This window comes from Mycobacterium bourgelatii (assembly GCF_010723575.1).
GTDB lineage: Bacteria > Actinomycetota > Actinomycetes > Mycobacteriales > Mycobacteriaceae > Mycobacterium > Mycobacterium bourgelatii.
In genome coordinates this window covers 3,404,794-3,419,382 of record NZ_BLKZ01000001.1, presented here as the reverse complement: position 1 = coordinate 3,419,382, position 14,589 = coordinate 3,404,794, and the positions used below count along the sequence as shown (strand labels likewise).

The following is a 14,589-nucleotide window of genomic DNA, read 5'->3' as shown; positions in this document are numbered from 1 at the left end:
GGCTGGGACCCAGTGACTGACGACGTTGAGATTGCAAACGGACACCCTCGCCACGCTGATACCAGCGGCGAGGCCCAGGTGCACAAGGAACAGGCCGCCGCGCCGCCGCCGTCGTTGGTGCCCGCCGAGCAGCCCCTGGCTCCATCCTCGCCGCTTCCGGGCCCGCCCCCAGCGCCGGTAAGCGCCGCAGTCCCGCCGCCCGGGCAGCGGGAGACGGTTGCGCAGCGGATTCCACAGCCTGCTCCCGCGCCGGGCGCCCACTGGGGGCCTCCGCAACACCAGGGCGCGTCCTGGGCACCGCCGGCACCCGACGCGGCAGCACGGGCGGATGCCGCACCGAGGGCGGCCGAACCGAGCGATGCGCGCGAGGACCGGGACAACCGCCCGCAGACCCCCGCTCCCGCACCCGCGGCCAGGCACGAGGCGCCATCCGACGTCGACCAGTACCGGCGACCCGCGGCACCGATCCAAGCCGCCGCCACCGGCATCCGTCAGGAGCTCATCAAGGTCGCGACCGAGGAACGGTCACCGCGTGCCAACACCGGCATCCGGGGAGCGCTGAACCACCTGGGCCTGTCGCTGCCGCCCAGCGCAAAGGAGTTGGCGCACCGCGAGGTGTTGCGCCGGATCCGTGCCAGCAAGCAGAAGATGTATTCCATTGCGGTGCTGACCCTCAAGGGCGGCGCCGGCAAGACGACGGTCACTTCTGCGCTCGGCCAGGTGTTCGCCTCGGTCCGCGGCGACGGCGTCATGGCCGTCGATGCCGACCCCTCATCGGGTGACCTGCCGATGCGCACGGCCCAGCACCCCGAGAACCTCTCGATGGTCGACCTGATCCAGGAAGAGGATCTCACTCAGCGCGACTTCGTCCAGCGCTTCCTGTCCACCACCGACACCGATTTGCAGGTGCTGGCCAACGGGTGGCGCGCCGACGACGACCGGGTGCTCGAACCCGAGGACATCCGCGACGTCCACGAGATCGCGTCGCACTACTACAGCCTGCTGCTGTGGGACGGGGACACCAACCTGCACTCGCCGCTGGTGCGCGAGGTGCTGTCCAAATCCGACGCGGTGGCGCTGCTGGTACAGGCCTCCCCACAGGGAGCGGTCGCGGCCGGCAACGCGATTGACTGGCTACGCTTCCACGGGTTCGAAGGACTGCTGGCCCGCACGGTGCTGGTGATCAACGAATCCACGCCCAACACGCGCGTCAACATGGATTCGCTGCTCACGGTGCTGCGCCGGCAACAGCTCAAGATTCACCGCATCCCGTTCGACAAGCACCTCGACGAGGGCCTGGAAATCGATCTGGCGAAGCTGCGCAAGAAGACACTACGAGCGTTCGAGGAGTTGGCGGCCATGCTGGCCGACGACTTCACCGTCCCGCAACCTCCCGCTGCGGTGCCCGCTTGAGTTGATCGGAAGAGAGACAACCGATGTCAGTGGTATTGCCCGCCGGACCGGTGCCGGCCGATACTCCGGACGCGGCCGCCGCAAACGCACCGGCGAGCGCGGTGCCGGAGCAGCTGCGGCTGTGCATTCATGTTGGAAACTATTTCGTCGACACCTCGGTGTCTGCGCACGCGCCGATATCGGTGGTCATGGAAGGGCTGGTGCCCTTCCTGGCCGAGACGCTGCGAAACGAAGGTCTGACAGTCGATTTCGATCGCGCCGGGGTGTACTCGCTGGCCGTTGAAGGGGCAATGGCGTTCCCGCGCACCACCACGCTGGCCGACGCCGGAGTGCTCGACGGTGCCCGGTTGATCCTGCGGGAAGTGCACTCCAACGAGGTTTTTCGGCCGATCATCGAGGATTCGGCCGATGCCATGGCCGAATTCAACGCGGCCAAGTTCGCGTCGTTCAGCGCCGGCACCGCACGCGTGCTGGGACTGGCCGCACTGGTTCTCGGTTCGGCGCTGCTGGCGGTGCTGAGCATCATGGCGTGGCGGGCGAATTCGAGCATCGCGTGGTGGTTTCCGCCGACGGCGGCGCTGACACTGGTCGCGGTCATCGGGGCGGTGATCGCGGGACGGCGCGGGGCGACGCAGATCAGCTACACCCTCGGGCTGGCCGCCCTGCCGCTGGCGTTTGCCGCGGGGTGGGTGGCCGTTCCCGCCTATGACGGCGTCGACGGACACTGGACGGCCGCCAACGTCTGCGCCGGGATCTTCACTGCCGGCGGCATATCGCTGATGGTGTTGTGGTTGACCGGGATTGGCATCACCGTCCACACCGCGGTGATCAGCCTGTCGATCGCCGGAACCGTGGCGGCCGCGTTGCGCGTCTATACCGGTTTCGACGTCCGCCAGATCGCCTCGGTCGCGGTCCTGGTCGGTGCCGTCCTCACCGTGTGCGCGCAAGCGTTGGCGCTGGCACTGGCACGAGTCCGTCCGCCGAGCCTGCCGCCGCCCGGTGAAGACATCGACCGCAGCGAGCTCGAGGAAGCCGCTCTGGTGGTCGAGGTGTTCGACGACCCCAGTGGCGTGCGTTCGGTGGCGTTGGCCGAACAGGAGGACGCGGAGCTGGAGCGGCGATCCCGCGCCTCCAACAAGTACCTGACCGGCCTGTTCATCGCGGCCGTGGTCATCACAGCGGTTGGCGCGGTGGCCGCGGTGTTCCCGCAGACGCACTACTTCTACGGTGAAGTCGCGCTGGCGATCATCACCACGCTGGTGCTGGCGCTGCGTGGCCGTTCCCTGACCGACCGGGTGCAGGCGGTGACGTTCTTCCTGGGTTCCTTCGCGGTGGCCGCCGGCTTGGCGATCACGGTGGTGCTCGGCACATCCAATCCGCTGGCCCAACTCAGTGTCGTAGCCGGTGTCGCGGTGGCGACCGTGCTGGCCGCGCTCGCGGCACTGCGGTTGCCGGGAGCCAAGATTTCCGAATTGACCGCGCGCCGCATCGAGAACGTGGAGTTCCTGCTGATCTTGGCCGGTCCGCCGCTGGTCGTGTGGATAACCGGCACCTTTGCGGTGCTGCGGAACCTGTTCTGAGGCAATGAGAATACTCACCTGGGCGCGTGCGACGGCGGTATTGGCCACCGTGGTCGCCCTGGTTGCCGTGACGCCGGCCGGCAGCGCGTTGGCGGTCACCCCGCCCACGCCGGACATCGGCGCCGCCCCGCCGGATGGCCCGCCCGGCCCAGACACCGCGATGCGCAAGAACGGCGCGTGCGTGGTCGGTGGGGTGCTGCCCAATTCCGATCTGTCCAAGCCACCGCCGCCGTCGGTGTCTTTGCAACTCGACAAAGCGCACACGTTCTCCACCGGGGCCGGCGTCATGGTCGCCGTCATCGACACCGGCGTGCGGCCGCAACCGCGGCTACCCGGCATGATTCCCGGTGGCGACTACGTCGAGGCCTCTGGCAACGGATTCGACGACTGCGACGGTCACGGCACGATAGTCGCCGGAATCATCGGCGCCGCAGCCTCTCCCTCCGATGGGTTGGTCGGAGTGGCGCCCAACGCGCAAATCCTGGCCATCCGGCAGACTTCGGCGGCCTACATCCCCGAGTCGGGGTCCGCCAACCCCAACGATCCGATGTCGTCGCGCACCGCCGGCGATATCCGCACGCTGGCAAGGGCTATCGTGCACGCGGCCAATCTCGGCGCGCGGGTGATCAACGTTTCGGTGGTGTCCTGCGTGAAGGCGACCACCCCGATCGATCAGGCGATGCTGGGCGGTGCGTTGAAGTACGCCGTCGATGTCAAGGACGCCGTCGTGGTCGCCGCCGCCGGCAACATCAACGGGATCGACGCCGGCGCCGGTCAGCAGAACAACTGCCGGGCAAACCCCGACCCGGATCCCGCCCATCCCGACGATCCGCGCAATTGGGGTGGTGTGACGTCGATTTCGACGCCGTCGTGGTTCGACGACCAGGTGCTGTCGGTGGGGTTTGTGTCGCCCGACGGGGTGCGCGCACAGAACTCGATGTCGGGACCCTGGGTGGATGTCGCCGCGCCGGGATCCGGCATTGTGTCGTTGAGTTCGACGGGGGAGACGGTGATCAACGGGGTGCCCGGCAGCGAAGGCCCGCTGGTGCCCATCGCCGGTACGTCCTTCGCCGCGGCCTACGTGTCGGGTCTGGCGGCGCTGATCCGGTCCCGCTTCCCGTCGTTGACCGCGCAAGAGGTGATCACCCGCATCATCACCACCGCACACGCGCCGGCGCGCGGCGTCGACAACGTGGTCGGGCGCGGGCTGATCGACCCCGTCGCCGCCCTCACCTACGAGGTGCCGATCCAGGGCCGACCCGCGGCGACGGTAGACGCGGCGCAGTTGGCCATGCCGCCACCGCCCCGCCCGCCCGATGTGAAACCGAAATACGGGGCGGCGATCGTCATGGGAAGCGTTGCCGCGCTGATCATCCTGGTGGGTGTCGTCGTTGCGGCGACGGGATTCCGCCGGCCGGGTAGGCCGCGATGACCCGCCGCGGCCGGGTTCAGGCGCACCGCGCCGGTTGGTTGCGAGTCAGCTTGCCGTCGGCTCTGGTGTTCACCCTGGTTGTATGCGCCTTGGTGCCCACGACGACCGGGCCCGACGGACCGGGACTGTTGGTCTGGTCCTCGGTGCTGATCGGGCTGGTTGCCTTCGTGGCCCTCTTCGTGCCCATCCGGGGTCGGGTGTTACTCGTCGAGTGGATCGCGGTCGTCTTGGCATTCTGGCGGCGCCGCAAGCGTCCGTTGGTCGACGAGTTGCCGCCCGCCAAGGACGTCCACGCCATCGCCGGTGTGGCGGGTGTGCGCTGGGACGGCTACACCCTGGTGTCAGCGGTGGAGATCGCCGCAGCCCCGGCGTTGACGTTCGAAGCCGGCGGACGCGCGGTCACCGACGGCGTCTTGCCGCTGGACCTGGTGGTCTCGCTGATGCGCCATTACGACCTCAGCCTCGACATCGATGTGGTGTCGGCCGGGCGTCACGTGCCGTCCGGATCGGCTTACCGCACGGTGTATTCCGAGATTGTCGGCCCGCGGCCGTTGATCGGGCAGCGCCGGACGTGGCTGGTCTTGCGTTTGGACGCCAAGGAGAATCTCGACGAGATCGTCGCACGGGGCCCCTCGGCCAGCGCGGCGCCCAAGGCGCTGGTATCGGCCACGCATCGGGTGGTGCAGCGCCTGCAGCAGGAGCGGATTCGGGCGTACGCGTTGTCGGCGGAAGATCTCGACGAACTCGCGGCGATTCTGCTCCAGCCGGTCGGTGCCGTCGGCAACCGGGAGCGTTGGGGCACAGTGGAATCCGGCCCCAATTACATCAGCAGCTACGTCGGTGATCCCGCCACGCTCAACGGCGAGCAGCTGGATCGGTGGTGGTCGTGGCGCACCGAGGATGCCGTCGTCATGCTGAGGCTGTCCGGCATGCGTGCCGGCTCGCATGCCGGCCCGGACGCCCCGCCAAATGCCGGCAACGTGACGGTCGGCTCCGTGGTGCGATATGTCACCCACGGCAAGGCCTACCGGCCGCTGGCCGGGTCAAACCTGGCTCTGCCGACCGGTGTTCAACGGCTGATGCTGATGGCTCCGCTGCCGGGCGGCGACCGCAGCCTCCAAGTCGCCGTGCCGTCGATCAACGTGTCCGAGCTAGGTGACCTCAACATCTCGATCGGGCCGTCGGGCCAACTGCTGGGCCAGTCCGACGACGGTGCGATGGTCACCGTGCCGCTCTGGGACCAAAGCGGCCAACCGCAGCGCCGCCGAATCGAAGCGCGGGTCAGCGCCGAACTCGCCCAGCAATTGGTGCTACGTGCGGTGGTAACCGGCGCGGTGGTGGGTATCCACACCAACGCCCGACCGCAGTGGGACAACCTGGTGGCCGCCGTCGGAGACAGTTCGCGGTTGTTCTACGCCACCGCAGGCGCTTTCGCGTGCGACATTGCCGTCTTCGACGGTCGACCGGTGACCACGGTCCCCGCCCGGACGGTGATGCGCTTGCTGGAGCCGTCCAACACCAGGGTCCCGGCGGCCGTCGGCGGTGCCGACCTGGTCATCACCGAAGTGGACGGCCAGTTGCTCGAGGTCGGCGTGGGATCTGCCGAGCCACAACGTGTTCGGATCATCCGTAGTCGGGAAGAGGACCGCTATCTGGGGCATGCTGAGCCGGCGGCCGTGCCGCGCCGGTCGGTGTCCACCGAGCCCGCCCTGTCCCGCACGGTGCGCCAACCCCAGCCGGCTAAGCCGCCGGAGCCGCCCGAGCCGCCCGAGCCGCTAGAGCCGCCCCCGCCGCCGGCTCGCGAGGTGGCCCCGGCCCCCGCTGCGCCAGAGCCGGCTGCTGCCACTGAATCAACGCCCAGCCCAAGCGGTGGTCGGCATCGCAACATTGCTGGCCCGCAACGCGTTACACGCACACCGCGCTCCGAGGCGGCCAGCCGACAACCTCGGTCTGCACGTCCCCGCCGGCAGTTCAACCTGCCGCAGGACACGCCGTCGGTACCGGAGGACGACGGTCAGGATCCAACCTCGAACCCGGAGCGTCGGGTTCGGTGGCGAGGACGTGAATAGCTGCGAGAAAACGACAGGGGGACAGCGATGACGGTCCAGGGTGGGGATTCTGACCGGTCGCCGGCGGAGCACCCGGCTACCACGTACTTCGCGGAGCGGTTGCAAGAGTTGGCCTCGACCACAAGCGTGCACGGCGACAGCGGGCACGCCCGCAGAATGACCCCGCTGCGCCTGCAGAAACTACTCAAAGAGCAGGCGCCGGATCTACCGGTGTCGCAGACGCAGATCTATCGCTATTACCACGGCGAGGCCGCCCCGCGCCTGGACGTGGTGTACGAGTTGGCGCACCTGTTCGGGGTGTCGCCCCGAGACTTCCTGCCGGAGTAGCAGTTACGCCGAGTGTCCGCCCGGCCCGTTACCGCGGACGCGGAATGGCTTGCGCGTTCTGATGATCCGTGGCGGCAACGGACTGGGCCGCCACCCGAATCGCCGACGCATGCGCTCGGTAGCGGCCGGCGAGTTGCTCACCGCTCATCTGAAGACGCGCCAAGTATTGGGTCAACGCAACGCTGAACATCGCTCCGGCGGCCCCGTAAGCCGGAATTGACGCGACCAAAGCCGGGTCCGGTTGGCACGCTGCGGTCACTTCGGTCGCCAGACAATCGTTGGCCTCGCCGAACGCAAGCACCTTCGGAATGTCCATAAACATTGGCTGGTTCATTCGCGCCCCCCTGATCCGCAGACCGTCAATGTCTTGTTACACATTACCTGTCTTGTCGCAGGTGCGCGGTGTTGGCTACGTTGTCTGGGTGGGGGATATCGATGCGGCCCTTGCTGCGTTGAAAGCGCTGCTCGGCACGGGGGACCCGGTAGCTGCGCGGGTCCCCAATCTGCCGACGGAACCACCACCCTGGCCGCCCTGGAGCGGTGCCGCCTCCGATGCCGCGAAGCTGCGCAGCAGCGATCTGGACGGTCAGCGTCGCCGCCTCTATCAACAGCAAGTGGAGGCCTACCCGATCATCAGCGGGGCCGGTCAAACGCTGATCCACGCACGTAAGCAAATGGACGCGGTCATTGCGGCGTGGCAGGCGGACAAATTCAGCATCGGCTGGCTGGCCAACACGGTGCAAGGTCAACAGGCCCTGATCGCCGCCGGTCAGCAACGCCTCGCCGAGGCCGCCGGCGTCATTCGGGAAGCTATGCACGAGTTCGCCCGTGCCGCCGAACAACTCAACGCGATTTCCGACGACTTCCCACTCACCCCCGGGCAAGAGCGGTCGGCTCAGCTCCAAATGCCGCAATTGCCACCGGAAGACGCGAGCGCCCAGGACGTCGAAAACTGGTGGCATTCGCTCAGTCAGGACGACAAAGATCGGCTCATCGCCGCGCACCCACAGCGACTGGGGAATCTGAACGGCATTCCCGCGGCGGTGCGCGACCCGGTGAACCGGGCCGTGCTGAGCGACGACCTGCACCGCGTCGAGGACATCGCCAAACTCGGCGGCGTCGACGTGAGCGAGATCCTCAACGACCCAAGCAAATACGGGTTGACGTCGGACGATATCACCCGTTACACAAACGCCGTTCAGACAAGACACGGCCTGGATCACGACCGGACGTGGACCGCCGACGGCAAGAACACCGCCGACCGCCCGGTCATGCTGTGGGCATACGATCCCCTGGCATTCCAAGGCCGCGGCAAGGCGGCCATCGCCATCGGCAATCCCGACTGGGCGCGCAACACTGCGGTGATCGTGCCCGGCACCGGCAGCAGCGTGAAATCGGGTTGGCTCGCCGGCGGCCGCAACGACGCCGCCGTGCTGTACGACCAGTCCGCGTTGGCCGACCCGGACAGCACCTCCGTGATCGCCTGGATGGGCTACGAGACGCCCGACAGCTTCACCGATCCGGACATCGGTAACACGACGCTCGCCCGGCAGGGCGGGAATCTCCTGGCCGCCGACGTGAACGGTTTGGGAGTGACGCACAACGGTCCGGCGAATATCACCGTGATCGGACATTCGTACGGGTCAACCACGGTTGCCGACGCATTCGCCAACAGCGGCATGCACGCCAACAATGCGATCCTGCTGGGCAGTCCCGGCACCGACCTGGCCCGCAGCGCCGCGGACTTCCAGCTCCCCGAGGGTGGACATGTCTACGTGGGTGCCGCCTCGTCAGACCCCATCACCTGGGTGCCCCAGCTGGGCTCGACGGTGCAGAACTACCTCAACGACAAGCTCGGCGACCTGGTGGGCGCTTCGGCGGGGCTCGGATTCGACCCGGCCGCAGACAGTTTCGGGTCGATCCGATTCCACGCCGAAGTTCCCGGTGCCGACGGGTTGAATCCCGCCGATCATTCGTATTACTACACCGTCGGCAGCGAATCGCTGCGCGCGATGACCGACATCGTCACCGGCAACCCCGGTCGCCTCTTCGACGACAACCTGATCGCCGAAGGCCGGCACCTACCGCATCTGACCACTCCCAACAAGGTCGACATTCCCGGATTGGGCCGCGTCGAGATACCCCATCTCGACGTCCCGCTGCCGGGACTAGGCGGGTTCGATGTGGAGCCCGAGGACAGCCGCGCCGGCACAGTCACCAGCAACCACCAATACGGGCCCTGATGTCGTGGTGTAAATCACTCCGGCGCAACCATTTTCGACGCTCGTCCGGCGTGCCGCCGCCGTCATCTCGCCAAGGGCTGCCTAGTATTGCCGAGTGATCGACCGCTATGGAACCGACGTGCTTGCCGGCGGGGGACGCCGCAAGCCGCGCTCGGTGGAACATCCCGTTGAGCTCGGCATGGTGGTCGAGGACGCCCAGACCGGCTACGTCGGCGCCGTGGTCCGTGTCGAGTACGGCCGGGTCGACCTGGAAGACCGGCACGGCCGCACCCGCGGATTCCCGTTGGGCCCTGGCTTTTTGCTCGATGGCCGCCCGGTGATACTGACCCCGCCGCGTCGCCCGGCACCCGCCGCGAAGAAGCGCACGGCGTCCGGTTCGGTTGCAGTTTCGGGGGTGCGGGCGCGGGTAGCCCGGGCCAGCCGGATCTACGTCGAGGGCCGCCATGACGCCGAACTCGTCGCCCAGGTCTGGGGTGAGGACCTGCGCATCGAGGGAGTGGTGGTCGAACACCTCGGGGGAGTCGACGACCTGGTGGACATCGTCGCCGACTTCAAGCCGGGCCGCGGCTCGCGGCTCGGCGTCCTGGTCGATCACCTGGTCCCCGGGTCGAAAGAGGCGCGCATTGCCGACGCCGTGCGCCGCGGACCCGGCGGCGAACACACTCTGGTCGTCGGGCACCCCTACATCGACATCTGGCAGGCCGTGAAACCGGACCGGCTCGGACTTTCGGCATGGCCGACGGTTCCACGGCACATCGACTGGAAGCATGGCGTGTGCGAGGCGCTCGGCTGGCCGCATGGCAGTCAGGCCGACATCGCCCGGGCCTGGCAGCAGATCCGCGCCCAGGTGCGCGACTGGAACGATGTGGAACCGGCGTTGATCGGCCGGGTCGAAGAACTCATCGATTTCGTCACGCAACCGGCCGCGTAACCGTCTGGCCCCGACGCACCCTTAGGCGCCACAGGGTGCCCCGTGCCGCTCTGTGGCGTACATCACGCGTCACATACTCGGCGTTGCAGGCACTAACGACGTGAGACCGCAGCACTGCCGCAACGAAACGGAGGAAGTCCATGACGGACGCGCTTGTCATCGACGCCGAGGGCCTGGACCGCTTGTCGTGCAACGCGAAGGCCGACCCGAGCACCGGCAGGAAGACCCTGCGGGCCAAGACGGTCTGCGAGTCCGGGTTCCGCAACATGACCTACGTGCGCGACCTCGCGCCGATGCTGGTCGGCGAGCCGCCCGCACTGCTCGGCGACGACTCCGCGCCCAACCCCTCCGAGGTCACTCTGGCCGCACTGGGATCGTGCATTTCGGTGGGCCTGCTGGCCAACGCGACACACCGCGGGGTGACGTTGACCAAGATCGAGGTTGAGATGGAAGGGGACATCGACATCTCGGCGGTCTGGGGGGTCGGCGACACCCCGGCCGACAAAGCGCTCGGTATCACCGCCGTCCGCTGCAAGGTGACCCTGGCCGGGGACGCGGACGACGACACGCTCAAGGAGATTCACGACAACGCAATTGCCTGGTCACCGGTGGTCAACACGTTCCGCCGCCCGGCCAGCGTCGATTCGACGCTATCGATCGGCTAGCCGGTCAGCATCGAGAAACACCGAACAGGAGGGAGCGCCAATGACCGCGACGGTCGACGCCGCGATCGGTCCGCTCGATTCGGAGCTGCTGCCCGATATTCGTGCCCACGCGGGCGATTTGGATCGTGGCGAGCTAAATTCGCGCCGTAGCTTCGTGGGTCTTGGCGCCGCGGGTCTGCTCGGCGTCGGTGCGCCCGGCAACGCCGACGGCGCCCTTCCCCGGATGGCCGAAATCATCAAGCGAATCTCCGGGGAGTGCATGAGCACCGGGTTCTCCGTATGGGCCCACCGCATGGTGCTCGAATACCTGCTCACTGCGGATACGCCATTCAGCAGGTCCGCGGCCCAGCCGCTGCTCGCCGGCACCACCCCGGGCGTGACGGGCATGGCGGCCGCGTTCAAAGACCTGGCAGGCTGCGGCAACCTCGAACTCGTTGCCTCGCGTGTTCCGGGCGGCTTTGCGTTGAGCGGGCCGATCAGATGGGCCAGCAACCTCTACGACGACTCGCTGTTGGTGACCGGCGCGCGCACGGAGGATGGCGCCAAGCTCATCGTGGCGCTGCCGTTGGCCACCCCGGGCGTCACCGTGGGTGACCATTTCAAATTGCTGGCCATGGACAGCACGGCCTCGTCGTACCTGAATCTGACGGACGCATTTGTCCCGGACGAGCAGGTTCTGACCACCGATTTCGCCGGGTTTCTGGGCTCCGTCCGCCCGACTTTCCTTGTGCTGCAGTCGGCTATGTGCCTAGGCCTGGCGCGCACCGCGATAACGCAGGCGAAATCGGGCGCAACCGGGGTGAACGAGGTCTTCGCCGCTGAGGTCCAACAAGTCGCCGAAAGGCTCGAGGTGACCGAGACCGTGCTGGCGGACGTCGCCGTCACGGTCGGCGGAGCGCAGCCCCCCGCCAAGAAGGAACTGTTGTCGCTTCGACTTGCAGCCGCCGAGATCGCCGTCGCCAGCGCCTCTTTGGAGATTCGCACGGCCGGTGGCAAGGGCTATGCGAGCAAGACACCGGCCAGCCGACGTTACCGCGAGGCCGCCTTCATTCCCGTCCAGTCGCCCTCGGAGGCGCAATTACGTTGGGAGCTCGGCCGATGCGTCTAACGCGGGCTGCGAGCGGTCGCGATGGTGACTTCCGAGACCTTTGAGACTTCGGCGACCGAGCATCACATCGGTGGCATCCCGCTGACCAACCTGGTCCGTGACTTTCACCTGCCAATGGTGAGATTCGCTCGCACACTGGTCAATTCACCAGCGGCGGCCGAAGAGGCGGTACAGGAGGCGTGGGTACAGGTGCTCAAGTCCTCCGACACGTTCGAAGGACGGTCTTCGGTGGCCACCTGGCTGTTCGGAATCGTCAAGAACACCGTCTCGCGACATCGCCGGCAAGAGTCGCGAATTCGCGCGCACGAGGTTCTGGCCCCTCAGGACGCCGACCCGGATGCCGATCCGCTGTCGGGACGCATGCATCCGGCCGGCCATCCCGACGCCGGCCACTGGAGCATCCCGCCGTCGAAGCGGTTCCTGCCCGAAGACCAAACTGTGGCAAGGGAACTCGTCGAATATCTGCGAGCTGCATTGGACTCGCTGCCGATCCGCCAACGACAGCTGATCATACTGCGCGACGTTGTCGGCACTTCGGCCGAAGAGGCGGCCGAAGTTCTGGAAGTGTCGGCTCAGGCACAGCGCGCGTTGTTGTACCGGGCCCGAGGCAACCTTCGAAACGAACTGGAAAAGCGGTACCAACAATGACCGTTTACGACAACACCGTCCCGGCAATCGACTGCGTCGACTTCGTCCGGCTGGTCGACGACCTCATCGATTCCGACCCGCGGCAGTGGGGCCCGATTGTGGCCAAACACCTTGACGAATGCCCGCCGTGCCTGGTCTACCTGCAACAGATGCGTGATCTTCGGATCCTGCTGCACCACGTCTTTGACGGCGAGACGCTCACCGACGAAGACGTCGCCGGCGTCATCCGCACGATCGACGGCTTACGTAACGGTCAGCGCTAAAGCGCGTGCACCGACGCCGCTATCGGCCAATGCCGGGTGCCATCGAGGTGATAGCTCACCGGTTGACCGGGCTCGAGTCCTGCTGGGGGCGGGTCGATGAGCTCGGAGACGTCGACGAAGAGGTCGAGGCCGTCGTCCGCGGGTTGCACGAATCCGTATCCGTGTTCGCCGTCGAACCAGCGGATGGTGCCGTACCGGATCGCCAGGTCTGGCAAGGTCGCGGTATCAAACGAATTAGTAGTGACCATTTGCGTGCCTTCCCCGTGGATTTTCGGTCGACACACCAGAGTTAGCCGTCGCCGTAGCTGCGCTGCGGTCACCATTGTCCCGCGAGCAGACGGGAAATCCCCCTTTCGTGGGGCGTGTCGTGGGCTTTTGTGGCTGCTCGCGGTCACGATGCGATCACGAGCTCGATCAGGGGTGGGGTCCAATGTCCCTTTCGCGCCGCCGCGCGGGTCCGATAGCGTCTGGTAGGAGCCAGCCGGTACGGCAGCGTTAGGTTCCGCAAGAGGAGCGTGGAATGACAAGTGGCACAACCGAATACGGGATCCTGGTAGCCGTGGACGGGTCGTCGGCGGCGGAGGCGGCGATCGCCTGGGCGACCCGCGAGGCCATCCTGCGGCAGAGCCCGCTCACCCTGCTGCACGCCGTCGCGCCGGTGGTGGTCGGCTGGCCGGTTGGGCAACTCTACGACGAAATGCCTGGGTGGCAGAAAGACAGTGCCGAGCAGGTCATCGAGCAGGCACGCCAGATCGTCGCACGTAGCGCCGGTGCGTCGAATCCGCCGGAAGTGCACACCGAACTGGTCTACGCCAACGCCGTACCCACCCTCATCGAGGCATCGAAGCGGGCGGCGCTGGTCGTCGTGGGAAGTCAGGGGATGGGCGCAATCGGGCGCGCGCTGCTGGGTTCGGTGAGCGCGGCGTTGCTTCACCACGCCCATTGCCCGGTCGCGGTGATCCACGGCGACGCGGACCAGGCTCCGGACGCCAACGCACCCGTGCTCGTGGGTGTCGACGGCTCGCCGGCCTCCGATGCCGCGACCGCCTTGGCGTTCGAGGAGGCGTCCCGTCGCGGCGTCGATTTGGTCGCCTTGCACGCGTGGAGCGACGTCGGGGTTTTCCCGATCCTCGGGATGGACTGGCAAGATCGCGAAAGCAAAGGCCAGGAGGTTCTCGCCGCGACCTTGGCTCCGTATAAAGAGCGCTACCCGGATGTCCACGTGCGGGAATCGCTGGTTTGCGACACTCCCACCAAGTGGCTGATCAAGGAGTCCGACCACGCGCAACTGGTGGTGCTCGGCAGCCACGGTCGCGGGGGGTTTGCCGGCATGCTGCTGGGCTCGGTCAGTTCTGCCGTCGCCCAATCGGCCAAGGTGCCGGTCATCGTCGTCCGCCAGTGACTCCGCGAGAAGACGCAAAAACGCAGGTAAGCCCATAGTTTGGGTGAACTTGCGGCTGCTCGCCGGCGGGGGACTTTAGTCCCTACGGCTGAGGGCTTTCGGACGGCGCGATCGCGCCCCACGGCTTTGTAACTTGATCCCATGACGTATGTGATCGGACGAGAATGCGTGGACGTTGCCGAGAAGTCCTGCGTGCAGCTTTGCCCCGTTGACTGCATCTACGAAGGCGCTCGCACGATGTACATCAACCCCAACGAGTGCGTCGACTGCGGCGCTTGCCGGCTGGAATGCCGCGTCGGCGCAATCTACTGGGAAGAGGATCTGCCGGAAGATCAGCGCGAGCACCTCGCGGACAACGCCGCATTCTTCAGCGAAATCCTGCCCGGACGCACCGAACCGCTGGGTAACCCGGGCGGTTACTCGAACGTGGGCCGAGTCGGTGTCGACACACCTATGATCGCCGCAATGCCGCCCAACGCGAAGTAACCTGGACAAAACAGAAGAAGGA

Annotated in this window: 15 protein-coding genes; 13 read left to right on the top strand and 2 right to left on the bottom strand. The window is 67.0% G+C overall.

What is annotated here, in order from left to right:
• The first annotated feature begins 12 nt into the window (after positions 1-12).
• Genes G6N68_RS14910 through G6N68_RS30845 form a run of 5 tightly spaced genes read left to right on the top strand, consistent with a single transcriptional unit; the run spans position 13 to position 6,821 of the window.
• Entirely contained in the window at positions 13-1,413 is a 1,401-nt protein-coding gene (locus G6N68_RS14910) for a CpaE/TadZ family protein (RefSeq protein WP_163713561.1), read from the top strand.
• Between the two features lie 23 nt (positions 1,414-1,436).
• The gene (gene eccD, locus G6N68_RS14905) at positions 1,437-2,993 is read left to right on the top strand and encodes a type VII secretion integral membrane protein EccD (protein ID WP_163713559.1); all 1,557 of its coding nucleotides are present in this window, start codon (positions 1,437-1,439) and stop codon (positions 2,991-2,993) included.
• 4 nt (positions 2,994-2,997) lie between these two features.
• Positions 2,998-4,425: a type VII secretion-associated serine protease mycosin gene (gene mycP, locus G6N68_RS14900; protein WP_163713556.1), complete on the top strand. Its 1,428-nt coding sequence runs from the start codon at positions 2,998-3,000 to the stop codon at positions 4,423-4,425.
• On the top strand, positions 4,422-6,494 hold the full coding sequence (eccE, locus tag G6N68_RS14895) for a type VII secretion protein EccE (protein WP_163713554.1): 2,073 nt from the start codon (positions 4,422-4,424) through the stop codon (positions 6,492-6,494). Before mycP ends, eccE begins: the two co-directional genes overlap by 4 nt.
• A 27-nt stretch (positions 6,495-6,521) precedes the next feature.
• Positions 6,522-6,821: a helix-turn-helix domain-containing protein gene (locus G6N68_RS30845; RefSeq protein WP_240355483.1), complete on the top strand. Its 300-nt coding sequence runs from the start codon at positions 6,522-6,524 to the stop codon at positions 6,819-6,821.
• 28 nt (positions 6,822-6,849) lie between these two features.
• On the opposite strand, the gene G6N68_RS14885 is transcribed toward G6N68_RS30845, so the two are convergent.
• Complete coding sequence (locus G6N68_RS14885; RefSeq protein WP_163713550.1) at positions 6,850-7,155, bottom strand: type VII secretion target; 306 nt, start codon at positions 7,153-7,155, stop codon at positions 6,850-6,852.
• Positions 7,156-7,216: 61 nt separating this feature from the next.
• On the opposite strand from G6N68_RS14885, the gene G6N68_RS14880 reads away from it, so the two are divergent.
• From G6N68_RS14880 to G6N68_RS14855, 6 genes are all read left to right on the top strand, one after another.
• Entirely contained in the window at positions 7,217-9,064 is a 1,848-nt protein-coding gene (locus G6N68_RS14880) for an alpha/beta hydrolase (RefSeq protein WP_240355759.1), read from the top strand.
• Between the two features lie 94 nt (positions 9,065-9,158).
• Positions 9,159-9,995 carry a DUF3097 domain-containing protein gene (locus tag G6N68_RS14875; RefSeq protein WP_163713547.1) on the top strand — a complete coding sequence of 279 codons (837 nt, stop codon included), beginning with the start codon at positions 9,159-9,161 and terminating at the stop codon, positions 9,993-9,995.
• A 140-nt stretch (positions 9,996-10,135) separates the two neighbouring features.
• A complete protein-coding gene (locus G6N68_RS14870) occupies positions 10,136-10,660 on the top strand; it encodes an OsmC family protein (RefSeq protein ID WP_163713543.1) in 525 nt (174 codons plus the stop codon).
• A gap of 40 nt (positions 10,661-10,700) precedes the next feature.
• On the top strand, positions 10,701-11,768 hold the full coding sequence (locus tag G6N68_RS14865) for an acyl-CoA dehydrogenase family protein (protein ID WP_163713540.1): 1,068 nt from the start codon (positions 10,701-10,703) through the stop codon (positions 11,766-11,768).
• A gap of 21 nt (positions 11,769-11,789) precedes the next feature.
• Complete coding sequence (locus G6N68_RS14860) at positions 11,790-12,416, top strand: RNA polymerase sigma factor (RefSeq protein WP_163713538.1); 627 nt, start codon at positions 11,790-11,792, stop codon at positions 12,414-12,416.
• Positions 12,413-12,679 carry a hypothetical protein gene (locus G6N68_RS14855; protein ID WP_163713535.1) on the top strand — a complete coding sequence of 89 codons (267 nt, stop codon included), beginning with the start codon at positions 12,413-12,415 and terminating at the stop codon, positions 12,677-12,679. The genes G6N68_RS14860 and G6N68_RS14855 overlap by 4 nt, the downstream gene beginning before the upstream one ends.
• Here G6N68_RS14855 and G6N68_RS14850 read toward each other — a convergent pair.
• Entirely contained in the window at positions 12,676-12,927 is a 252-nt protein-coding gene (locus G6N68_RS14850) for a cold-shock protein (RefSeq protein ID WP_163713532.1), read from the bottom strand. The genes G6N68_RS14855 and G6N68_RS14850 overlap by 4 nt on opposite strands.
• 272 nt (positions 12,928-13,199) lie before the next feature.
• Here G6N68_RS14850 and G6N68_RS14845 point away from each other — a divergent pair, with 272 nt between their 5' ends.
• Both G6N68_RS14845 and fdxA read left to right on the top strand, forming a co-directional pair.
• Positions 13,200-14,081 (top strand): universal stress protein, encoded by an 882-nt coding sequence (locus G6N68_RS14845; RefSeq protein ID WP_163713529.1) that lies wholly within the window; start codon positions 13,200-13,202, stop codon positions 14,079-14,081.
• Positions 14,082-14,222: 141 nt separating this feature from the next.
• Entirely contained in the window at positions 14,223-14,567 is a 345-nt protein-coding gene (fdxA, locus tag G6N68_RS14840; protein ID WP_163713526.1) for a ferredoxin, read from the top strand.
• The last annotated feature ends 22 nt before the right edge of the window (positions 14,568-14,589 follow it).

Coding starts and splice junctions, on each gene's coding strand:
- G6N68_RS14885 (WP_163713550.1), bottom strand. CDS start 7,155: ATGAACCAGCCAATGTTTATGGACATTCCGAAGGTGCTTGCGTTCGGC.
- G6N68_RS14855 (WP_163713535.1), top strand. CDS start 12,413: ATGACCGTTTACGACAACACCGTCCCGGCAATCGACTGCGTCGACTTC.
- fdxA (WP_163713526.1), top strand. CDS start 14,223: ATGACGTATGTGATCGGACGAGAATGCGTGGACGTTGCCGAGAAGTCC.
- eccD (WP_163713559.1), top strand. CDS start 1,437: ATGTCAGTGGTATTGCCCGCCGGACCGGTGCCGGCCGATACTCCGGAC.
- eccE (WP_163713554.1), top strand. CDS start 4,422: ATGACCCGCCGCGGCCGGGTTCAGGCGCACCGCGCCGGTTGGTTGCGA.
- G6N68_RS14845 (WP_163713529.1), top strand. CDS start 13,200: ATGACAAGTGGCACAACCGAATACGGGATCCTGGTAGCCGTGGACGGG.
- mycP (WP_163713556.1), top strand. CDS start 2,998: ATGAGAATACTCACCTGGGCGCGTGCGACGGCGGTATTGGCCACCGTG.
- G6N68_RS30845 (WP_240355483.1), top strand. CDS start 6,522: ATGACGGTCCAGGGTGGGGATTCTGACCGGTCGCCGGCGGAGCACCCG.
- G6N68_RS14850 (WP_163713532.1), bottom strand. CDS start 12,927: ATGGTCACTACTAATTCGTTTGATACCGCGACCTTGCCAGACCTGGCG.
- G6N68_RS14865 (WP_163713540.1), top strand. CDS start 10,701: ATGACCGCGACGGTCGACGCCGCGATCGGTCCGCTCGATTCGGAGCTG.
- G6N68_RS14860 (WP_163713538.1), top strand. CDS start 11,790: ATGGTGACTTCCGAGACCTTTGAGACTTCGGCGACCGAGCATCACATC.
- G6N68_RS14870 (WP_163713543.1), top strand. CDS start 10,136: ATGACGGACGCGCTTGTCATCGACGCCGAGGGCCTGGACCGCTTGTCG.